Origin of the sequence: Leptolyngbya sp. PCC 6406, assembly GCF_000332095.2 — a bacterium.
Classification (GTDB): domain Bacteria; phylum Cyanobacteriota; class Cyanobacteriia; order Phormidesmidales; family Phormidesmidaceae; genus PCC-6406.
The window spans coordinates 4,239,048-4,259,979 of the sequence record NZ_KI913949.1; the positions used below are offsets into that span (position 1 = coordinate 4,239,048).

The 20,932-nt window shown below is 56.7% G+C and carries 24 protein-coding genes; 14 read left to right on the plus strand and 10 right to left on the minus strand.

Annotated features, from left to right (window positions below):
• Positions 1 to 415 precede the first annotated feature (415 nt).
• The gene (locus LEP6406_RS0218735) at positions 416 to 1,471 is read right to left on the minus strand and encodes a class I SAM-dependent methyltransferase (RefSeq protein WP_008315062.1); all 1,056 of its coding nucleotides are present in this window, start codon (positions 1,469 to 1,471) and stop codon (positions 416 to 418) included.
• Between the two features lie 219 nt (positions 1,472 to 1,690).
• Here LEP6406_RS0218735 and LEP6406_RS0218740 point away from each other — a divergent pair, with 219 nt between their 5' ends.
• The 6 genes from LEP6406_RS0218740 (at position 1,691) to LEP6406_RS0218765 (ending at position 8,467) form a co-directional block, all read left to right on the plus strand.
• On the plus strand, positions 1,691 to 2,530 hold the full coding sequence (locus tag LEP6406_RS0218740; protein WP_008315059.1) for a hypothetical protein: 840 nt from the start codon (positions 1,691 to 1,693) through the stop codon (positions 2,528 to 2,530).
• A gap of 104 nt (positions 2,531 to 2,634) precedes the next feature.
• Positions 2,635 to 4,023, plus strand: a complete 1,389-nt coding sequence (locus LEP6406_RS30500) for a sensor histidine kinase (protein WP_081748110.1) — start codon at positions 2,635 to 2,637, stop codon at positions 4,021 to 4,023.
• A 77-nt stretch (positions 4,024 to 4,100) separates the two neighbouring features.
• A complete protein-coding gene (locus tag LEP6406_RS0218750) occupies positions 4,101 to 4,796 on the plus strand; it encodes a response regulator transcription factor (RefSeq protein ID WP_008315054.1) in 696 nt (231 codons plus the stop codon).
• A gap of 114 nt (positions 4,797 to 4,910) precedes the next feature.
• Positions 4,911 to 6,221: a Pvc16 family protein gene (locus LEP6406_RS0218755; RefSeq protein WP_008315051.1), complete on the plus strand. Its 1,311-nt coding sequence runs from the start codon at positions 4,911 to 4,913 to the stop codon at positions 6,219 to 6,221.
• A gap of 40 nt (positions 6,222 to 6,261) precedes the next feature.
• On the plus strand, positions 6,262 to 7,662 hold the full coding sequence (locus tag LEP6406_RS0218760) for an aldehyde dehydrogenase family protein (RefSeq protein ID WP_008315050.1): 1,401 nt from the start codon (positions 6,262 to 6,264) through the stop codon (positions 7,660 to 7,662).
• 220 nt (positions 7,663 to 7,882) lie between these two features.
• Positions 7,883 to 8,467 (plus strand): hypothetical protein, encoded by a 585-nt coding sequence (locus tag LEP6406_RS0218765; protein WP_027269259.1) that lies wholly within the window; start codon positions 7,883 to 7,885, stop codon positions 8,465 to 8,467.
• Here LEP6406_RS0218765 and LEP6406_RS0218770 read toward each other — a convergent pair.
• Complete coding sequence (locus LEP6406_RS0218770; protein WP_008315043.1) at positions 8,464 to 9,897, minus strand: tetratricopeptide repeat protein; 1,434 nt, start codon at positions 9,895 to 9,897, stop codon at positions 8,464 to 8,466. The genes LEP6406_RS0218765 and LEP6406_RS0218770 overlap by 4 nt on opposite strands.
• Positions 9,898 to 10,078: 181 nt before the next feature.
• Between LEP6406_RS0218770 and hemC the strand changes: the two genes are divergently transcribed.
• Positions 10,079 to 11,044, plus strand: a complete 966-nt coding sequence (hemC, locus tag LEP6406_RS0218775; RefSeq protein ID WP_008315039.1) for a hydroxymethylbilane synthase — start codon at positions 10,079 to 10,081, stop codon at positions 11,042 to 11,044.
• Here hemC and LEP6406_RS0218780 read toward each other — a convergent pair.
• Positions 11,034 to 11,999 (minus strand): DNA polymerase III subunit delta', encoded by a 966-nt coding sequence (locus LEP6406_RS0218780; protein WP_008315037.1) that lies wholly within the window; start codon positions 11,997 to 11,999, stop codon positions 11,034 to 11,036. The two genes, hemC and LEP6406_RS0218780, sit on opposite strands and share 11 nt — an antisense overlap.
• Positions 11,978 to 12,655, minus strand: a complete 678-nt coding sequence (tmk, locus tag LEP6406_RS0218785) for a dTMP kinase (RefSeq protein WP_008315034.1) — start codon at positions 12,653 to 12,655, stop codon at positions 11,978 to 11,980. Before tmk ends, LEP6406_RS0218780 begins: the two co-directional genes overlap by 22 nt.
• A gap of 413 nt (positions 12,656 to 13,068) precedes the next feature.
• Here tmk and LEP6406_RS0218790 point away from each other — a divergent pair, with 413 nt between their 5' ends.
• Positions 13,069 to 13,389, plus strand: a complete 321-nt coding sequence (locus LEP6406_RS0218790; protein ID WP_008315031.1) for a hypothetical protein — start codon at positions 13,069 to 13,071, stop codon at positions 13,387 to 13,389.
• Positions 13,390 to 13,499: 110 nt separating this feature from the next.
• On the opposite strand, the gene LEP6406_RS0218795 is transcribed toward LEP6406_RS0218790, so the two are convergent.
• Positions 13,500 to 13,943 carry an FHA domain-containing protein gene (locus LEP6406_RS0218795; protein WP_008315030.1) on the minus strand — a complete coding sequence of 148 codons (444 nt, stop codon included), beginning with the start codon at positions 13,941 to 13,943 and terminating at the stop codon, positions 13,500 to 13,502.
• A gap of 211 nt (positions 13,944 to 14,154) precedes the next feature.
• Positions 14,155 to 14,715, minus strand: a complete 561-nt coding sequence (locus tag LEP6406_RS0218800; protein ID WP_008315027.1) for a cyclic nucleotide-binding domain-containing protein — start codon at positions 14,713 to 14,715, stop codon at positions 14,155 to 14,157.
• A 227-nt stretch (positions 14,716 to 14,942) separates the two neighbouring features.
• Here LEP6406_RS0218800 and LEP6406_RS0218805 point away from each other — a divergent pair, with 227 nt between their 5' ends.
• Positions 14,943 to 15,737 (plus strand): RMD1 family protein, encoded by a 795-nt coding sequence (locus LEP6406_RS0218805; protein ID WP_008315024.1) that lies wholly within the window; start codon positions 14,943 to 14,945, stop codon positions 15,735 to 15,737.
• 49 nt (positions 15,738 to 15,786) lie between these two features.
• Complete coding sequence (locus LEP6406_RS28835) at positions 15,787 to 16,332, plus strand: pentapeptide repeat-containing protein (RefSeq protein ID WP_162160901.1); 546 nt, start codon at positions 15,787 to 15,789, stop codon at positions 16,330 to 16,332.
• Positions 16,333 to 16,341: 9 nt separating this feature from the next.
• On the opposite strand, the gene LEP6406_RS0218815 is transcribed toward LEP6406_RS28835, so the two are convergent.
• Positions 16,342 to 16,692: a hypothetical protein gene (locus LEP6406_RS0218815; protein WP_008315020.1), complete on the minus strand. Its 351-nt coding sequence runs from the start codon at positions 16,690 to 16,692 to the stop codon at positions 16,342 to 16,344.
• A 47-nt stretch (positions 16,693 to 16,739) separates the two neighbouring features.
• Between LEP6406_RS0218815 and LEP6406_RS0218820 the strand changes: the two genes are divergently transcribed.
• The 4 genes from LEP6406_RS0218820 (at position 16,740) to mutY (ending at position 19,420) form a co-directional block, all read left to right on the plus strand.
• Positions 16,740 to 17,015: a DUF2470 domain-containing protein gene (locus tag LEP6406_RS0218820; RefSeq protein ID WP_008315017.1), complete on the plus strand. Its 276-nt coding sequence runs from the start codon at positions 16,740 to 16,742 to the stop codon at positions 17,013 to 17,015.
• Between the two features lie 17 nt (positions 17,016 to 17,032).
• Positions 17,033 to 17,275, plus strand: coding sequence for a 2Fe-2S iron-sulfur cluster-binding protein (locus tag LEP6406_RS0218825; RefSeq protein WP_008315015.1), 243 nt, complete (start codon positions 17,033 to 17,035; stop codon positions 17,273 to 17,275).
• A gap of 719 nt (positions 17,276 to 17,994) precedes the next feature.
• On the plus strand, positions 17,995 to 18,333 hold the full coding sequence (locus tag LEP6406_RS0218830; protein ID WP_008315011.1) for a DUF760 domain-containing protein: 339 nt from the start codon (positions 17,995 to 17,997) through the stop codon (positions 18,331 to 18,333).
• A gap of 37 nt (positions 18,334 to 18,370) precedes the next feature.
• Complete coding sequence (mutY, locus tag LEP6406_RS0218835) at positions 18,371 to 19,420, plus strand: A/G-specific adenine glycosylase (RefSeq protein ID WP_008315009.1); 1,050 nt, start codon at positions 18,371 to 18,373, stop codon at positions 19,418 to 19,420.
• A 268-nt stretch (positions 19,421 to 19,688) separates the two neighbouring features.
• On the opposite strand, the gene LEP6406_RS0218840 is transcribed toward mutY, so the two are convergent.
• The 3 genes from LEP6406_RS0218840 to LEP6406_RS0218850 form a co-directional block, all read right to left on the minus strand.
• The gene (locus LEP6406_RS0218840; protein ID WP_008315008.1) at positions 19,689 to 20,171 is read right to left on the minus strand and encodes a photosystem I reaction center subunit XI; all 483 of its coding nucleotides are present in this window, start codon (positions 20,169 to 20,171) and stop codon (positions 19,689 to 19,691) included.
• Positions 20,172 to 20,234: 63 nt separating this feature from the next.
• Positions 20,235 to 20,357, minus strand: coding sequence for a photosystem I reaction center subunit IX (gene psaJ / locus LEP6406_RS31480; RefSeq protein ID WP_008315006.1), 123 nt, complete (start codon positions 20,355 to 20,357; stop codon positions 20,235 to 20,237).
• Positions 20,358 to 20,399: 42 nt separating this feature from the next.
• The gene (locus tag LEP6406_RS0218850; protein WP_008315004.1) at positions 20,400 to 20,885 is read right to left on the minus strand and encodes a photosystem I reaction centre subunit III; all 486 of its coding nucleotides are present in this window, start codon (positions 20,883 to 20,885) and stop codon (positions 20,400 to 20,402) included.
• Positions 20,886 to 20,932: the final 47 nt, after the last annotated feature.

Genomic DNA, 20,932 nt, shown 5'->3' on the forward strand with positions numbered 1-20,932 from the left:
ATAACAACAGTAACTGGAAGGTCAAGTACTGCTTTTCACTGAGATGGGTGAGAAGGGTAGTTTGGTAGAATGTAGGGAACATATTTGGTTGGGGGAGCTGTACTGAGGCTCCCTTTTTTTTGTCCCCTCCATTATCTCAAAACCCTGTACCGTATGACGTTGAGTGCCCTTGTCACCCGTTAAGGTTCTTGGCATGACATCCTTACGGTGCATTGCTTCGCCCACGCGAAGCAATGCACCGTAAGGCACTCACAAAGGCGGAGTTGACAGACCACTAGTCTCGCAGGGCGTAAATCAGCCCACTATTGTCGCACCAGCCCAACATTTTCCGGTCCCCTCTCCCCGTGGGAGAGGGCTAGGGTGAGGGGCCGAGTGGGCCACGATAGAACGGTCAGGGTATTTCCGCCGTCCAGTACTAGAGAGAAACGTCATTTTCCCCGGCCTGAGCCAAAATCGTGCGATGGCGAGGACTATTGCGGATCACCTGGGGTGTCGAGAAGCCCGCCGCCACCAGAGCGGCAGCAAAGTCCACCGAAAAATACTCATCTAAATAGGGCTCAGTACTTTTCAGCAGCGTCAGGACAAAGGGGGGCATCTTGGCGAAGGTGTCGGACTGGGGATCCATGTCCATGATGGCGAAGTGGCCACCAGGGCGCAGCAGGCGACGGGCTTCGCGAATGATTGAGATCGCGGCAGTCTTGGGCAATTCGTGGAACATCAGGCAGGCGGAGACTAGGTCAAAACTGCCCGCTGGCAATCCTGTGGCTTCGGCAGCGGCATGGTGCCAGGTGATGGGGGAGGAGTCAAGGGGGGCAAGTTTTGCGGTTGGGGGGTTGAATTCAAGGGGGTTTGAGACGTGGTTTTGAGCGTGGTTTTGGGCCTGCTCTTGGGCGCGGTATTGGGCCACGGCCAGGAAATAGGGGGACAGATCAATCCCCGTAAGGTGAGCGGCAGGAAAAGTGGCCTGGAGGGTTTCTGTGCTCATGCCCACGCCGCAGCCCAGATCTGCAATAGCTCTGACGGGCTGGGGAGCATCCCGCAGGTGGGTCTGGAGAACATCATGGTAACTCTGGCGGAGGCGACTATCCCCCGCTGCTCCCGCCTCCGGCCAGATGCGGGCATGGACGGCTTTGGCGGCAACTTCTACCTCCAGGGCGGGGAGCCAGCCTAGGTTCCCCTCAGGGTAAGCATGGAAGCTGGTGACGTAGTAGTTGGGGTAAGCCAGTTCTGGATTTTGCACCGCCGCCAAGGTGTCGGCCCAAGCGGGGTCAAATTCGGCATCGGTCTGGCGCGATCGCAACTGCTTCACTTCATCGCGCCAGTAGACCCCAATGGATTCGGCCCGGTCCATCATCATCGTGCGGGCGCGACTCTTGGCCAGATCTGCCAGGGGTTTAATGGCTAAGACCCCATTCACCAAACCATTCATCGTCCGAGAAACCAGGGAAGGTGAGATCGCAGGGGTAACCATAGGGATTGGGAGCAAGGGGTTGAGGACAGGGGTAACGGAACACAGGAAATTTGTAAGAGTTCTTTCAAGACCTAAAGATCTTCTTCAAGACTTAAAGATCTTCTTCAAGACTTAAAAAGCGCAACAATTTCTGTCTATGGCACCATACCTTCGGTAAGTTGAAGGCACAGGAATCCAAGGTGGATGGTTCTGCACACCCTAGCCTAGCAAAGGGGCTCCATGGTTCACACTGACTTGCGGCATCATGCTCCCCCCTTAATGGCGGTGGATCGCAACCAGGTGCAGTTGGCACTCGCGATCGCAGATGACGGGATGGTGCGATCGCTATTGACAGACTGTACCCCGGCCATCGTGCGTCCCCAGCAACTGGGGACAGTGCGGATTACCCTGGGCGTGCCTCTGGAGGGCACGCCAACCCTGATCGACGGTGTCCTGGATTACGAGCAAATCTGGTGTGGATTAGCGGAGTCGCCCCCCGATAGCCAGCGCATGACAGCGCGCGATTACCAAGCCCTAACCCGCTGCCAAGGCAAGCTGCAAACCCTAGGGTTTCGACTGAGTCTAGCGGAGACCATCGCCCTCCTCAGCCATGGCGGCTTTCAGGAAGTGGAAATTCAGCGGATTCTGCAATTGCCCTGGGACGGTTGGCATCGGTCTTGGTGGTATCCCCTCTCACCCCAGGGTCAGAGGGAACTCCCCTTTCAGCGGTGGTTTCGCGCCCGTGCCTATGGCGATGGCACCTACACCCTGCAATACCGTGATCACTATTTTCAGGATGCTCCGCCCTACTTTCGGGGCCTATCGCAGCGGGTTCCCATCGCGATCGCAGTTCCCGGCCAAAGCTTTGGCGATAATCTCAAGCTACTGCGGGAGGCACAGCACAGCCTCCAAAGCGATCACGCCCTCCTTCTAGCAGCATCCCTATCTCCATTAGAAGAAGAGGGCTTTATCCGCCAGGGCATCAGCCTCTATGCCTTGCAATCTCCCCTTGCGGCAGAGTCCGTTCTCTGCGATCGCTGCTTCCGTGTTACTACGGTTTCAACAGTTAAGGAAGATTGAGAGATTCGCCACTTTAGGGGCATGTCCTTAGGAAATGGGGCCAAAATAGAGCCGTGCTTCCCTTGTCCGCCCGCGCCCATTGGCTGCCAGTAGAGTGACATTACATGCCCTCTTCCAGACGGATCACCGTTTCAGTCGCCAGTCCAGAAACCGTTCATGGAACCTTGCCCCACCTTGGCGTTGCACTCCCCCAAGGCCAAACCATGACCCCTGACCAGAGGGAAGCACTATCAGGCAGAGACTGGGCAACTCCAGTTATGGACCCAGATCCCCACAACAGCCCCATGGACCATGGGGCTGACAACCTAGCTGACAAGGTGGTAGCAGCCCCCAGAATTGCAGCGCAGCAACAACCGGACCCGCTAGAGCAAAAACAACTAGAGGATGCCATCGCCGAGCTAGGGACAGTCTTGCCCAACTATAGCCTCGGAGCCTTTTGGCAAAGCCAGGAGAACGCGCCCATGGTGGTGTGGTGGCCGCAAGAGTCTGCGACCGACCTGGGGTCATCGCCTCTGCCATCGGCCCTGCCACAGTTTGACCTGACCCTCAATGCTGACCTGACAGATGAGGTCACCCTAAGCATTACCGACCTTTTGACAGCCCAGGCGGCCACAATCCTGGCCCCGCCAGAACCTCTGGCCCAGCAGGAGAAGAATGGGACAGAGCCGGCCAGACCGCTACCCCCTTTGGTCGCCTTGCCCTGGCGGGCGGCGGCCTATCTCTATGGCGGCGGGTGGGTGCGGCCCCAGGGCGGCGGCCTGGGGCTGGTGGTGCTGGGCACCACCCCCTTGGCTCCTTTAGCCCAGCACTGTCTGCGACAACAGCTTGCCCTGATGCAGGAAGAAGAATGTCCCAGAAAAGAGCTGGACCCGACCGTTACCTGCCGCGCCCTAGCCCACCAGATTCAAACCCCCCTATCCCTGCTGGAGCTATACATCACCCTGCTGGACCAAGCCCCAGAAACGTGCTCCGCCAATGTGGTGCAGACCCTCGGACAAGCCATTCACCAGATTCAAGACGCCCTGACCCGATTTTGCACAAGGTCCGCCCCCGACCAGCGAGACTGGCACGATCTGCGTCCAATAGTACTGACGGTGGTGCAGAGCCTAAATCCCTGGGTAGAGACCCAGGGAGTCCAGGTACAAATCCCCGAAGAAGCGTTGACCCTGTGGTGCGATCGCTGGCAATTGGAGCAGGTCTTCCTGAATATCCTCAACAATGCAGTGCAGTTCAGCCCCCCCCAGGGCACGATTGCCTGTCGTTGGCAGACCGTGGCCGAGGGTGTGCTGATCCAGGTGCAAGATCAAGGGCCGGGGCTGGGCGAGGGAGAGCCCCAGCATATCTTTCAGCCCGCCTATTCTCGACGAGAGGGGGGCAATGGCTTGGGCTTGGCCATTGCCCGTCGTTTTGTCTTGGCCCACCGGGGACATATCTGGGCCGAAGCCCTGCCCATCGGTGGCACTCAAATCAGTGTTCTTCTGCCCCAATCTTGAATCCAATTGGGGCTTTTAGGGGATTACCCCTCAGTTGCATCTACTATCAGATTGCCATCTCGTACAGGAAGACTACCGTGACCCTTCACCCTGTGCCCATCTCTAGCACCCCTTCCCAAACCATTTCCGTGCTGCTGGTGGATGACAACCCCAGCTTTCGCCATGGTCTGCAAGCCCTGCTAGACTTCTACAGCGGTAACGGTCCTAGCCGCTATCAGGTCGTGGGACAGGCAACCTCTGTAGAGCAGGCGGTGAAACTAACCATAGAGCAGTCCCCTACCCTGGTCTTGCTAGATATGGAGCTGGGCCAGAGCAGTGGCTTGACGTTTTTGCAAACCCGCCCTAAGGGAAATGAGCGGGTGCTGGTATTGAGTGCCCACCGGGAGGACGAATGGGTCTTCCGGGCGATGCAGGCAGGGGCCAGTGGTTATCTGTTCAAAACCCACTTGGCGGAGCGGCTCTGGCCCGCCATTACAACAGTGCTGAAGGATCAGATATACCTATCACCGGAGGTGGCCACAGGCTTTTTTCGTCTGTTTCAGTTCTATAACGGTGGGGCGCTGACAACGGCGACCATCCCCCTAACGGAGCGGGAGCAGGAGGTGCTGCACTGGTTGGTGCAGGGGGCGTCTAATAATGCGATCGCGCAACGCCTCCACATCACCGTGGCCACGGTCAAGGCCCACCTCACCGCCATCTTTGAAAAGCTAGAGGTCAGCAGTCGCACCCAGGCCATTGTCAAAGCCCTGAAGCTGGGGCTAGTGGCAGCTTAAGCTGGTCCCTAAAGCTTGCGATCTATGCGATCTTCTATGCGATCTAGAAGGTGCAACCGACCACAACCCTAATCCATTAATTCAAGTTAATTCAAATTAATTCAAACCGACTGCATGAGTAACCATCTGGCGATTGCCACCGTCACCGCTACCCTGCAACGCACCCTCCAGACGGCGGTCCAGGGAGATGTCGAGGGTGCCCGAGTCACCACCGTACGCCCCAGTGACATCGGCAACGGCACCCCAGAGACGGGGGTAAATGTCTTTCTATACCAAATTATTACCAACCCCGCCCTGACTAACATGGATGCGGCCCCCATCCGGGCCAAGGGCAATCCCGGCAAGCGACAAGCCGCCCTCGATCTCTTCTATATGCTGAGTTTCTACGGTAATGAAAGCGAGTTGGCCCCCCAGCGCCTATTGGGCAGCGTTGTCAGCACCCTCACCGACCTCCGCAGCATTCCCGCCACCCTGATTCAAGACACCTGCGACGACAGCACCTTGAGCTTTCTGCGGGACTCAAACCTAGGGGATCAGGTGCAGCAGCTCAATGTCATCCCCATGGATCTGAGCCTAGAAGACTTATCCAAAACCTGGACCGTCTTTTTCCAAACTCCCTACGTCCTGTCCATTGCCTACAAGGTGATGGTGCTGATGCTAGAGGGGGAAGTGCCCTTCCAGAGGGCTTTGCCAATTCGAGAGCGCCAAACCGGGGGAACGACACCCTACTTCAAGCAGCCCACTGTGGAGCGGGTGATTGCGGCGGAGGGGCGGCTAGCTCCCATCCACACCACCAGCGATATCAAAATCCAAGGCCAGTTCCTCAAGGGCCGCGATGGTCAGGGGCCGGCCCAAAGGGGCCATCAAACCCTAGTCCGCATCGGCGATCGAGAAATCATCCCCTCCACCGTCACCGATACAGAAATTACCCTATCCCTCACCAGCCTGCCCGCCAGCGCCCTGCGAGCAGGCGTCCAGAGCCTCCAAGTGCTCCATCCCCCTACTGCCGGGTCGTTGCCCCCTGGTGCCCCAGGCTATGGCCTAGGGGTAGAGTCCAATGCTGCCCCCTTTGTGCTGCGACCGACCCTAGATGCGATCGCGGTGGAACTCAACGCCACTGACGAAGATGAACCCCGCGCCGGCCAGGTTTCCCTCCAAATCAACCTTCCTGTATATCCCGAACAACGGGTGGTGCTGTTTTTGAATGAATGGTCCGTCACCACACCCCAGTCCTATCTCTTTGACAAGGCCGACCCCCGCACCGAACCCACCCAAACCATCACTGTCCCCATTCACCATATTCAACCGGGCGAATACCTGGTACGCATTCACGTAGACGGGGCTGAAAGTCAACTCGTTGTGGATGACACCCCCGGCAGCCCCACCGAAAACTGGTTCATCGGCCCCCGCCTCACCATTCCCTAAACCCCTATAATGCTCTAGCTAGAATTTAACCTGCCTTGCCATGGCTGATGTCATTGCCGTCATTAACCCTGCCACTGCCCAGATCCTTCAGGAAATTCCCGTTGATGATGATGCTACGGTTGCCCGGAAGGTAGCCCAGGCGCGCCACGCCCAACCGGGATGGGCGGCCCAGGATCCAGCAGCGCGAATCGCCGCGATCGCACATTTTCGAGAATTGTTGATCCAGCGATCGGACTCCCTAGCGGCCCTGCTGACCTCGGAAACCGGGAAGCCCATCACCCAGGCCAAAAATGAAATCCTAGCCACCCCCCGGCGTCTGGATTTCTTTATAGATAACGCTCTGAAGGTGCTGGCCCCCGAGCGGGTTTATGCCGAGCCCGCCCCAGCCTTGCCCGGTTGCGCCACCCTAGAGGAGGTCATCGCCTACGATCCCCTGGGAGTGGTGGCGAATATCTCCGCCTGGAATTATCCCTACTTTGTGGGCACGAATGTTTTTGTACCAGCATTGCTGATGGGCAATGCTGTGCTGTACAAACCCTCAGAGGTGGCTTCCCTAACGGGGTTAGCGATCGCAGATCTGCTCCACGAGGCGGGTGTCCCTCAGGATGTCTTTATCCCCGTCATTGGTGCGGGGTCAACGGGGGCAGCACTACTAGAGCAGCCCATTGACGGTGTGTTTTTCACCGGATCCTATGCCACTGGTCAAAAAATCGCGATCGCGGCGGCTCCCAAACTCATCCGAGTCCAACTCGAATTGGGGGGCAAAGACCCCGCCTATGTCTGCGCCGATGCCGATGTGGCCTTGGCGGCGACCAGCCTTGCCGATGGAGCCTTTTATAACAACGGGCAGAGTTGCTGTGCCGTAGAGCGCATCTATGTTCATGGAGAGGTATACGACGAGTTTGTGGATCGGTTTGTCGCCATGGTGCAGGGATTCCCACTGGGTGACCCCACCGACCCCAACACCTATCTCGGCCCCGTCAGTCGCCAGCCCCAGCTTCAGGTGTTGACGGATCAGGTGGCTGATGCCCTCGCCCTGGGCGCACAGCTTTGCTGCGGTGGCCAGCGCCTAGACCGACCAGGCTGGTACTTTGCCCCCACGGTGCTGACGGAGGTCACCCACAAAATGATGGTGATGCAAGCGGAAACCTTTGGTCCCGTTCTAGGGATTCAACGGGTACCCAATGATGCCACTGCCTTAGCCCTCATGGGGGATACCCCCTATGGGCTGACGGCGGCAGTCTATAGCCGCGATCGAGATCGCGCCATTGGCCTCCTGCGCCAGCTCCAGAGCGGCAGCGCCTACTGGAACTGTTGCGATCGCGTTAGCCCCTATCTACCCTGGAGCGGTCGTGGCCACTCCGGCCTCGGAGCCACCCTTTCCCTCGCGGGTCTCTACACCTTTCTCCACCCCCGTGCATGGCACCTCAGGCAGGGATAGCGGTCGGAATTCTGCGACAACCGTGCACCTCTACAGGGCTGCAATCGGGATTTCTGTTTTACAGTGGGGGGATGAATTCGGATCTGGATAGAAATCTGGGGCTCCCCTACGGAATGCCGACTCTCAAGGGTGTAGCCACCATCAACACCGAATGATCCTTTGGGTCTCTCCCCATACCCTCCGTGATCCATCAGTGCATCCTCACCACCGGTTAACCGCTATGTCTAACGCCTCCCAACCTGTGTCTTCCCGACCATCCCAGCATCGTACCCAGTTAGAACTCCTCCACGCTGTCCTAGAGGCCGAGGGACTTTATCCTTGGCAGCCCCACGCCCCCCAGAATAGAGCCTACTTTGATGCCCTAGAGGCCACCGTAGATGGAGAGGATCTATCCTCTACGGATCTCCAGCGCCACTGGCGGACCTTGTCCCAACAAGCCAGCCAGCTCTGGAATACCGGAGCAGATTCCCTGGCAACGTTGCTGGCAGGACAGTTTGGCAACCGAATGCCCGCAGGTATTCTGGCCCAGTTGGCGACCCAGGTAAAGGCGGCAGCGAACCAAAGTGGATCTTTGTTGGACCAACTGGTGATGGCGGTAGAGGATGTATTGACCCAGTGGGATGTGGATGATCTACGGGTAATTGCTCGTCCCCTAGCCCTAGCAATGCGCGATGGCCATGGGGATGTGGTAGAGGCGACGATTCAGTCTACGGGGACGGCGGATTGGGCTGACCTGTCGGACCTGGAAAAGGCCCGTTTGGGGCTGGCGATTGCCCGCTATGCCTTTGACCATCTGGATGCCTAAGGCCGACTATTTCCCTGCCAGGTAAAGGGGGCCGACAATGGCCCCGTGGCGGGATCGCTCATGTGATCCTCAATTGAGTAAATGGTGATTATGCCCTGGGCAATCTGGATGCGGCGGATTTGGGTTTCAAAGTAGGTGCGGCGGTGGCCCAAGTGATGGGCCATGATCAGCCCTTCTCGATAGGCCGCGATCGCAGATTCCGGTTCCCCCTGGGATTCATAGAACTGACCCAGTTGATCAAAAACAGTCATGATGCCGTAGCCGCTGTAGGACAGTCTCTCCACCGCCAACTGCTGATCATAGAGATAGAGCACATCCTCGGGACGGTCCAGGTCGCGGTAAATGGTGGCCAGATCCGCCACTACATCCCGAGCATAGAGACTTTGCTCCAGTTCCAGGGCCAGACGATAGGCCGATTGGTAAAAGTCCAGTGCTAGATCGGCACGGCCAATGGCACGATAGTTGCGGGCAATGGCCAGTTGCAGCGGTGCGATCTCCGTTTGCTGCCCCATCTCTTCGTACTGGCGCAGGAGTTGTCGTTGGAACGCGATCGCGGTTTCCCGCTGCTCCGCTTGTTCAAAATTTTCAATGGCCCGTTTCAGATAATCAATCCGCTGGGCTGGGGCCAGTCGTTGGCTCTCCGTCAGCACCAGGATGCGGCGATAGGTTTCCGCCGCCGCCCCAAAGCGAAACCAATCCGCCTGTAACCGCCCGATCCGATCCAAAAGCCGAAGCTGGAGCAGCAGATCTCCGGTCTGGGCCGCCCGGACCCGTAAGGTTTCATACACTGCGATCGCGGCATCCACCGCCCGCAGCGTTTCGTAGCTCGCCGCCAGGGCCACCACTAAATTTAGCGGTGGCGTGGGCTGCTCCAGTACCTCCGCCTGAATTTCATCCAGTCGCAGGGTCAAGAGTTGGGCCTCTGGAGTACGGGATGCCTCCCAAGCCCGCAGCCCCACCCGCCGAATTGCTACCAGCTCCGGCTCCAGCCCCAAAATGCGCCGCAGCCGCACCTCCCGCATCCATAGCTCAAAGGCTTCATCCATCTCGCCCGCGTCGTAGAGCTGTCCTGCCTCCACCGCCAAGCGATCCAACGCGATACCCAGATCCCGCCGCTCTAGGGGACTCAGGGGACGGGGAACCACGAAGGTCGGCAACAGGGGATCACGAGGCTCAGCAAACTCTGGATCCGCCAGAAAAATCTCCTGCTCCTCCGAGGACAGGGACTGCGCCCAAGCCAATCCCGGCATCAAGACTAGCCCCGTCAGCGCCAGGGCCAGCGTGCCCAAACGCGATGGGCGTAGACCAATCCACCCAGACCATGGCCCCCTACCCCGCCCCCTGGCCCTAGCAGTGCGGTCGTAACTACGGTGACCTCCAGCGGCAAAAACACCGGTCCACGCCTCAATCCAAGCCCCATTCCATGCCATATCAATGCTGCTCTAGGTACCAGGCCCGTTGACCCCAATGCCTCTCTTCCGTTCCAGTCCGACTGCCTTCCCAGCAGCTTGGGTCCGGTGAGGAGAACCAATTGCGGTAACCTTAAGATCTTGCAGGTTTCCTGCACCTTTTCAACGTCCACCCCTAAGCGATTTCACGTTTTCACCCTCCATGGCCCCTACCTCCACGGCAGCTCCAACCCGCACTATTCGCATCGGTTCCCGCAAGAGCCAGCTCGCCCTGGTACAGACCCACTGGGTTCGGGATGAATTGCAGAAACAGTTTCCCGACCTCACCTTCGAAGTGCAGACCATGGACACCCAGGGCGACAAAGTGCTGGATGTGTCCCTGTCTAAAATTGGCGACAAGGGGCTGTTTACCCAGGAGCTAGAGGACGGCATGGTACAGGGGGACATTGACTTTGCCGTCCATTCCCTGAAGGATTTGCCCACCCGTCTCCCCGAAGGGCTGATCCTGGGCTGTGTTACCGAACGGGAAGATCCAGCGGATGCCCTAGTGGTCCATGCCCAACACCAAGATAAACAAATCCACACCCTGCCCCAGGGAGCCGTCATCGGCACCTCCTCCCTGCGGCGATTGGCCCAACTGCGCCACCATTATCCCCACTTCACCTTTAAGGATATTCGCGGCAACCTCAACACTCGCCTGCGGAAACTGGATGATGGTGAATACGACGCCATTATTCTGGCGGTGGCGGGCCTCGAACGGTTGGGTATGGGGGATCGGGTTCACCAAATTCTGCCCCCCGAGGTCTCCCTCCATGCCGTGGGACAAGGGGCGCTGGGTATTGAATGCCGGGAAGGGGATGGCGAGATTTTAGCCCTGTTGAAAACCCTGGAGCACCTGCCCACCACCTACCGCTGTTTGGCGGAGCGAGCCTTTTTACGGGAACTGGAAGGGGGCTGTCAGGTGCCCATCGGCGTTAATACCACCATCGACGGTGACACCCTGACCCTGAAGGGCATCGTGGCTAGCCTAGACGGTCAAACCCTGATCACCAATCAGGTCCAAGGGCTAGTCTCAGAAGCAGAGTCTCTGGGCACCCAATTGGCCCAACAACTACGGGCAGAGGGTGCCCAAGCCATCCTCGATGAGATCACTGCCCTCAACCGCTAGACCTAGCCCGACCTAGGTCATCCACCAAGGTCATCAATGTTACTTCCCAGACCAAGCGGGGTTGAACAAAGTGGCGCAGGTGTTGGCGGGCCTGCTCTAGGGCCTGAATCACCTGAAGATTGTGCTGCTGGTGCCAGTGGCGGTACTGGAGGTAATCCACCAGCCAGAGTTGGGCCTCTAGATCTAGCGCCTTAGCAATGTGGCGGGCCAACTCTAGGGCCTGCCGCAGGGAGGTGGGCAGAACTGCGATCGCACTTAGCAGATCTTCCGGTAGACCTTGCAGTTGCTCCCAAGCTGCGATCGCCTGTCCCGGACTGCCCTGAGCTAGAGCCAGAATTTCCCCTTGGTTCAACAGAGCCTCATGACCCTGCCTTTGCAGCACTGTGGTCAAATCCGCCACCCCCAGTCGTCGAAAGGGAATGGCCTGACAGCGCGAGATCAGAGTGGGCAACAGGGAAGCCAGATCCGGAGCCAGCAAAATCAAAGTAGCCGCTCCGGGCTCCTCCAGGGTTTTAAGCAGCCCATTGGCGGCAGACTCCGCCATGGTTTCAGCCCCCTCAATCACCACCACCGCTCGGGTCGCCTCTAGGGGCGGGCGACTGAGGAACCGGGCCACATCCCGAATTTGCTCCAGACGCACCTGGGGCGGACTCTTGCGCCGCACCCCCAGCGTCTCCGCCTCCGTCACCGTGACGGGGCGACCCTGGTGGAGATAGGTGGGCTCCACCCAGAGGAAATCAGGATGGTTGCGCTGCTGAATCCGCCGATGCAGGGCGGGGAGATTACCACCACCCAAGAGCTCGGTGGCAAAGGCCAAAGCCACCAGCCGTCGCCCCACCCCCGCCGGTCCCACAAATAGGTAGCCCGGAGCGATGCGATCCTGAAGGATTGCCCGCTCCAGAAGGGCAATCGCGGTGCCCTGACCCACAATGCCTAGAAATGGTGACCGTACCACGTCCCCAGTCGCTCCTTGATGATGGCCTGAATCTGCTGAGTCACCTGCTCCGCATCCTGGTCCGCCGCCACCGCCACAATCCGTTGGGGATGACGGGACGCCAGTGCCTCAAAGCCCCGCTGCACCCGCTGGTGGAAGGATAGGTCAGCGGCCTCCATCCGGTCCAGAATTCCCCGTCGCTGGCTGCGGGCGAGCCCCGTGGTGACCGCTAGGCTTAGCCACAGGGTCAAGTCGCTGGTGAGCCCCCCTGTAGCGATGTCATTGAGGCAATTAATCAGGGCTAGGTCTAACCCCCGGCCATGGCCCTGGTAGGCCACCGTGGAATCTACAAAGCGATCGCACAGTACCCAGCAGCCCTTCGCCAGGGCAGGACGAATTACCTCATCTACATGTTGAGCCCGATCCGCCGCATACATCAGCAACTCCGCCCGCTCGTTCACGGTATGGGTCGCCGTCCCATCTAACAACAGCGATCGCAATGTTGCTCCCAGAGCCGTGCCACCGGGCTCACGAGTGACAATCATGTCCGGGATGATCCCTCGCTGCTGGAGAGTCTGGAACTGGGGCTCCGTCGAGAGCCAAGTGTGGATCTGGGCCAGTTGGGTACTCTTGCCTGCGCCCTCAACCCCTTCAAATACAATCAGTTTGCCGTCCATGCCCCCACTTGTCCCCACTTGGAATATGGCTGTGCCCTAGCTCCATTCTGGGGGGCCACCTTGCCTTTCCATTAATATCTAGTAACATGTTGACGATCGCACTTTTCCTACAGTAGGCCCTACTATCCTGAGATGCGATCGCACAGATGAAAGGTATGGGTGCAGACAATTCTGCCTCCACAACCCTAGAGGACCTGTGTTTACCATTACCCGACATCGGGTGTCCTCAGTGTTATGCCTCAATATTATGGGCGCATAAAGGTATTAATCCTTGCAGTCTGACTGCGGGCGTTAATGCCACAATAGACACTTAATTCAGGAAATTCACGGGAAACCCCCGCCTTCCGGCTGGGATTTAACCTCCGTAAGTTTCCTAATCCCCACCCCCAAAGACGTTCAATCTCCGGGTAGTCATGGCACGCTATAGCACATTGATCAAAGCCGCTAGCCCCATCTCCAGTTTGCGTCAGGCGTTGGCCAGTACCCTGGCCTCCTGTGACCTAGACCTCATCTACGAAAATGGTGATTACCTCGTGGCCAAAGAGCGCCCCGGCGATATCGCCCTAGCCCGTCTAGCCACAGTGGAAGTGCTAATCAACCCGCCCACGCTATCGGAACCCTCAGCGCGGGTCAGTCTAGTGGTCAAGAATGAGGAACTGCCCCTCAAGCGGGACAACCACTGCCAGCGCTTGTTTGAGCTGGTCAACCAAGCCATTTCTAGAACAGGGCTGTAGCTGTACTCGGAAATCTCTATTCCCAGTCAAGCATCATTTCTGACACCCTATGCCTGACAAAAAAGAGAAGCTCCCCATAAGGAAAGGCCCCTTTCCACAGCTTTTCAGTCCTATTCCAGATCCTCATCCTCTTCGTCATCCAGCTCATCCACCATATTGGGGCTGATCAGCGTGATGTCGAACTCATCCGGGGGCAGGGGAGAAGAAGCATCTCGGCGAAGCTGATAATAGATCGCCCGAGCTTGGGGACCAAAAACAATCTCATCCTCGTTTTTAAGATCATGGGCCTGGAGCTTACGGCCATTGATCAACATGCCATTGGCACTAGGCTTACCCTTGAGATTGCCATCCACAATCCGGTAGTAGAAAGAATGATCATCCCGAGGAAGTTGCACTAGGGTGGCATGGTGACGAGAGACAAACTGGGAAGATAGCCGGATATCACACTTTGGATCTCGCCCGATGGAATATACGGATCCATCCAGCATGATTTCCCGGCGTCCCTTGCTGTCCTCAACAATCAGGATGTTGCTGAGCTGAGATTCTGAAGACATTCTTTCAAAAAATTACGGCCACTGTAAAAACGATACCGATGAATCGTATATCCCAGATTGTAGGACTCAACAGAATTAATCAGACGTAACTCTAACACTACCCAGCCGCCATCGCCATGGAATATTCGAAAAACTGCGAATTCACGTTGCGACTACTGCTCAGATTTGGGGCAGGGAGGGAGCTGGAACGCTTTTAGCCTGGTATGGATAGCTAGCTGGGAGCCTGCCAAGGCGTCCTATCCGCATCTCGGAGACGCCGTATCAGCCAGTCAAACCGGATTCCCCCTAGGGCTATATTATCCGCCATCTCTGGGGCATAGCGTTCGTCATAGAGGGTAATGGGCTGCCAATATTCTGCCTCCAAATGACGCACTGTACCCCGCAGGCGAGTAGACAGTAGCATCGCCAAGGCACGGTAGAACCGACTGGCAAACCCCACATCCTGGCCCAGTTTAGCCGTTAGCGCTGATTGGTGTACCGTCAACACCACCGAGGGTTCTGCCGCTGTGACCGTAGCAGAGGCGGGCAGATAGTCCACAAAGGACATTTCCCCCACCACCTCCCCCCCCGCCAGATGGGCGATTACGGTAGGCTGGCCCCGATCCACAGAAACCATGAGTTGTCCTGACAGAATTAGATGCAGAGCCTGAGGGATGTCTCCTTCACGGATCAACACCTCATTCGTAGCTAGGGCCTGCCGCTGTCCAGCAGATACTAACCAATCCACATCCTCATCCTCCAGGACACCCAAAATAAATAGAATGCGCTTCATTGCTCAACCCCCCTGGCAAGCCTCCGGCCTAATGGTCTACTTCCGGCCCAATCTTTCGGCCTAATGATCTACTAACGTTAACTTGTAATTTCTCTCAGAAGTATTCCCTCTGCAAAATCATCCCCTGAGCCGGTTAAAAGGGATAGATCTGGCGGCTCCCCGCTTCCCCAAATCCTGGATACGCCCCCCAGGGATCCAAGCCGTCCCCTTCAGCGATAACACACAGTATGCTTAATCTGTTTTCTAACAAAGACAGTATCAAAGTCCGGGCCTACTTTTTGGGCCAGCAAATTGACCTAAAGCCCTTTAGTCGCGCCGATCCCTTGGCGATCGATCCCCTCGTTATCAGCAATGGTCAGAGTGGCTGTGCGGTTTTGTTTGACTATGGTGCGGCCATTCTGTTTGGGATCGCAGCAGTGGAGGAGGCTAAGTTTCTGTCGGATATTCAGGGATTAGTGGTAAATGCCTTTCCCACTCCGGAGACCGAAGATGCGGTGATCCGTCTGGCTCCTGTAAATGAGGGCAAGGTGGAGGAGGGCGTGATTTTGTTGGCGGAATTTAGACTGCCCAGTCTGCAACTGGTGGCGGAGGTTCTCGCCAAGAGTGTGGTGCTGGCGGAATATGAGTCGGGGGCGGCCCAAGTCTTTGACCAAGTGGAACCCTTTGCCGCTAGTTTGCAAAGCGGTAACTTCCGGCGGGGGCAAGCGGCAGAGTTACTGCGACAAATTGGTAACTCCCTCACCATTCAACACAAGATTGTGGGCCGGGTGGAAATTGTAGAGAAGCCAGAACTGCTCTGGGAATATCCCGAGCTAGATCGGCTCTATGCCCGCTTGGAGGATGAGTACGAAATTCGGGAACGTCATCTGGCCCTGGAACGTAAGTTAGATCTGGTGTCCCGCACCGCTGAAACCGCCCTAAATATCCAGCATCAAAATACGGGGCTGCGACTGGAATGGTATGTGGTTATTTTGATCGTGATTGAGGTGCTGCTGTCCCTCTATGAACTGTTTGTGGCCTAGGGGTTAGTATTGAAGCAGTTTTGCCGCTAAGTGAGGTCCAGCTATGGCGATGGGCGATCGCGCACGATCTACCCTGATGCGCGGGTTAGTAGGGATAATGGTAGGCAATGGGCTGGCCCTGGCGATTCATGGCCCTGCTACCGCTAACGATGCGGTGACCCAACTGCGAGAGACAAATGCCTGTGTGGGCTGCGATCTTTCTGGAGCGGACCTGCGGCGATACAACCTGGCCGGTGCCAACTTGGCCAAGGCGAACCTGAGAGATGTGAACTTCTACCAGACGAATTTGACGGGGGCAGATCTGAGTGGCACCAACCTCAGCTATGCCTATCTGGGGAATGCCAACCTGCAAGGAGCAATCCTCAACGTGGCCAATCTCCATCGGGCTAACTTGACGCGGGCAGACTTTACCGGGGCTTCCCTCTACTCCACTGTCTTTGGAGAAGCCTATATGGAAAATACGATTTTTGTCGGGGCACTGATGTCGTTGGCGGACATGCGGGATGTGGTTTTCACCAGTGCTAATTTTCAGGGGGCAGACCTCTGTGGAGCCCTTCTGTCCTTTGGAGACTATCGCCACCAATGTGTTGATTAAAAGGGGTGTCTAGCGGTTGGGCTGCTTGCGATGCCACCAAGCCTGGAGGTCTGGGGACAGATCTACGGTGTAGAGGGTGATGATGAAGGATTCGCTGCGATAGCCTTGGCCCACAATTTCTACACAGTAAGAGGGGTAGCGGCGGGTGGCCATATCTGGCACTAGACGTTTGCCAATACGCCGCCAACTGGGCTCCTTGCCTCGCCATTGGAGGCGGCAGCAGGGCCAGGGCAGTTGCTCTCGATCAAATAGGCGGCAACAGGGGCCAATGACCCGATAGGTCAGGTGGGCTCCTGGGCTTTGAAAGATATAGCCAGAGGGCCAGGGATGCTCAGCTCGCTGAGGCGGAGACGGTATCATTGAGGCAATGAAGATATCTTCGTGTCAGTTCGTTAAAGAGATTTACCATGTCTGAGGCTATTACGGCTGCTGTCAGCGATCGCATTTGTAAGCACATGAATAAGGACCATAGCGACGCGGTTCTGACCTATGTTCAAGTGTTTGGTCAGCAGCAAGCTGCCACTGCCGCCACTATGGACACTATTGATGCGGAAGGAATGAATCTGACGGCCCAAGTGGAGGGGGTGGCAGTGCCCGTCCGTGTCCTCTTTGATCATCCCCTGGCGGATGCTAAGGAAGTCCATCACGTCCTGGTAGAGATGCTGAAGCAGGTGAACCCGTAAGGGCAACCCCATTCCCTATGACCGTTTCGATCCGATTTTTACCCGATGATGTCACGGTAACTGCCGAGGTGGGGGACTCTCTGCTTCAGGTGGCAGACCGGGCTGGACTTACCATCCCCACGGGTTGTCTCATGGGCTCCTGCCACGCCTGCGAAGTTGAGATTTCAGGCTACGAGGAACCTATCTGTGCCTGCATTAGTGCAGTTCCCCCTGGTCAGAGCGAGTTGACGATTAATCTCTATGTGGATCCGACTTGGTAAGAGAGGGTGTGGGGGTGTGGGGGTGTGGGGGTGTGGGGATAAATCCCGTAGGGGCGGGTTTAGCTCGTGTCTACTGGAAAATCCCAAATGGGAGGCTCAAAACCCGCCCTACCCAGTGCCGGGTAATCCAGGATTGAAGTTAATTCCGTAGGAGCAATTCCTTAGAAATCCCAAATGGGAGGCTCAAAACCCGCCCTACCCAGTGCCGGGTAATCCAGGATTGAAGTTAATTCCGTAGGGGCAATTCCTTGCCTGTCCTATGCCCTGTTCGCCGTAGCGGCTCCGGTGGAGCTGCATAGCCGGAGGGTGCTCGCCCGGTGGGTGGGGGACCGATATGGCGGTAGGGGGTGTTATTTAATTGCAGATCTCCAATAGAAGATCCTCCTATTCCCTTGGAAAGGAATTGAGGAATCTGGGTATCCTGAAATACATAACCCATACTGAATAGCCTGAGTAGTCTAGCAAGCACAATTTATCTGGCAAGTGCAGCTTAATGGATACGGGCTGGCTTTAAGGGTTTTTGTCAGCGGGGTGAAACACCCTCTGGCAATTCTTGAGAGCGCCCTAGGGCGGGTGAGAACCCCTCCATGGTAAGTTCGGTTCCACCTACCCCAGGCAGGACCAAGTCGCTGTTAGAGTACGTCCAAGTGTTACAGGCGTAGTAAACAGATCACAGCTTGCTATGCCGCCGTTGCTAGCCCAGTGAGGTATTAAGTCAAGTGAATCACCCATCTGGCAACACTCCAGACTTTTTTGAGGGTAATGCGGATCAACGCAATGCACTCTTGCAATATGTGCAGGCCATGGGTCCAGAAACCATTGCCCAACTTTCGCGGCCTGTTTCCCAGGATGTGATGCAGGCCATGGAACACAACATAATCGGCCTGTTGGGGGGATTGCCATCCCAGCACTTTGATATCAGCGTTACCACCAGCCGTGAGCATTTGGGGCGGCTCTTGGCCTCAGCGATGATGAGTGGTTACTTTTTGCGGGGGGCGGAACAGCGCCTTGCTTTTGAGGAGTCGATTATGGCCTCCGATGGGTCAAAAGATATCTAAGTCGAGCCCTGATTTTCAGGGTTTAGAGAGGGAGGAGATGCGATCGCATCTCCTTTCCTGGTATCAACAGCACGGTCGCGATCTACCCTGGCGACAGACCCGAGATCCCTACGCAATCTGGGTCTCGGAAATTATGTTGCAACAGACCCAGGTAGGGACTGTGTTGCCCTATTATCACCGCTGGCTGGAGCGATTCCCTACGGTTCAGGACCTAGCCGTAGTGGATCAGCAAACGGTGCTCAAAGCCTGGGAAGGGCTGGGCTACTATGCCCGTGCCCGTAACCTGCATCGGGCAGCTCGAATTATTGTAGATACCCATGGGGGACAGTTTCCCGATATCTTGGATCAGGTAATGGCCCTACCGGGGATTGGTCGTACCACCGCTGGCGGTATTTTGAGCGCCGCCTTTGATCAGGCTGTACCGATTCTAGATGGTAATGTGAAGCGGATTTTAGCCCGCTTAGTGGCCCTAGATCGGCCTCCCAGCCGAGCCTTAGATGATCTCTGGCGGTTATCAGCCACCCTTCTACCGCCCTCTCGGGCTAGGGATTTTAATCAAGCTCTGATGGACCTGGGGGCCACCCTTTGTAGCCGTCGCCAGCCCGCCTGCGATCGCTGTCCTTGGCAGGATCACTGTCGGGCTTATGCCCACCATTTGCAGTCGGAGATTCCTATGACTGAAACCCGTACTCCCCTACCCCATAAACAGATTGGTGTCGCGGTGGTGTGGAATGACGCTGGACAGGTACTGATCGATCGTCGCCGCCAATCTGGTCTGCTGGGAGGGCTATGGGAATTTCCGGGGGGCAAAATTGAATCGGGGGAATCGGTAGAGGACTGTATTCGTCGGGAAATTCAGGAGGAACTTGCGATCGCAGTTGAAGTCGGCGATCACCTCATCACCCTAGACCACGCCTACACCCACTTCAAAGTCACTCTCAACGTATTCCACTGTCGCCATCTCAGCGGTGAGCCCCAGCCCATCGAATGCGACGAGGTGCGTTGGGTCGAGTTAGCGGATCTAGACCAGTATCCCTTTCCTAAGGCCAACACCCACATCATCGCTGCCCTACGGGCGCAGCCGTAGGAGCGATGCACAGCGGCCCTTAGGTTATGGATGCATTTGCAACACTAGTGGTTTGTCAAACTTAGATTCATGGACCACTGGTAGGTTGGGTGAAGTGCTAACAGAACCCAACAAAGGTTATTGCTGTTGGGTTCCACTTCGTTTCACCCAACCTACGAAATAGCCCAATTTCTTGTTTTGACAGAACACTAGCCCTCAAAAGCCAAAACAAAAAAAGGCTGCCCTAGGGACAGCCTAACCAGATTGGAAAACCCTTGGGTGCGTAAATCTAGCTGTGACCGCCAGAAACCACACTGAGCAGCAGCGGTAAATTCGCCGCCAAAAGATAGGCGAAGGTAGCTCCGCCGATGCCGCCAATGAGGAAGCCACCAGCAAACTCGCTCCAGCCCTCATTGGTGCTGAAGGCAGCAGGGGGCGTATAGGGAGCTGTTGCCTCGGTCACAGCCTTGCTGATGCCTGCTCCAGAGTAAATGGACAGGCAAGCGGTCAAGATCATGACTAGGGCAGCAGCACCTAGAAGGCCCGCTAGGCCAGGGATATCAGAGTCCCGCAGGGGGCCAAGTAGCGCAAAAGGCCCATACAGCAAATAGCCGTGGGCCATACCGACCTCTAGTCCCCGCCGCTGAGGAGCAAGCCCCTCACGGTAGGCGGGTAGGTTGCTGATGAAGGCTTTAACAAAACCGGAGGAATTAATGGGTGTTTCCAGATTGCCGATCTGGGGATCACCCGCAGGTTGAATCATGTCTGACATGTATCGTAGGTCTCCTACTCACACAAATGAAGCACAGCAGTTATGCCCAAGAAAGGCTGACACCTAGGGGTGCAGCAACAGGTCAGGGAAGAAGCGATTGAACTCGATCAAAATCCCTGCGGTGATAACAAACCAGACGGTGGCTATCACGGGGGCAGTGGATAGATACTTCAGTAGGTTATCCATGGATGGGGTGCTCTCCTGAAAACAATGAACAGAGATTTACCACTAACGTGGCGACACGGTAATTTCGTTATCCTTCGCGAACATTTCGCCGCTGAGGATATCTTTTCCTGCCACCAGAGGCCATGCAAACCCAGAGAGGGAGCACTTGACCGCTAGGGGGACATCAATGATGATCTCTTTCTCTTCAGCATCTTTACCACCCCGGACCGCGATCAGGTAAGACCGACCGACCCAGCCAATCCAGCCTGCAATGTACAGGAATAGAAGGCTCGGGATGATAAATTCACCCACGTGGGCAAAGTCCCCATCCACAATCAAATGGGGCAGTCCTTCGGGACCGCAGAGGAGGGAGGAATTGCCATAGAGAGCAAAACGGGCTTTGGCAGAGTCAGTGGTCGCCTGAGCTGCCCGTTGTTGGAAGGCGGCGGACTCGCCACAGGGGGTGAGTCCAGCCACATCTGCGGAGGCGGGTAGGGCAATCCCTACCCAGAGTGAGATTGCTAAGGCTAGAGCAAACAACCGTCGCATACAGTGTTTCCCTTTATTACGCAAAGGCCAAGGTTTATGGACACAGA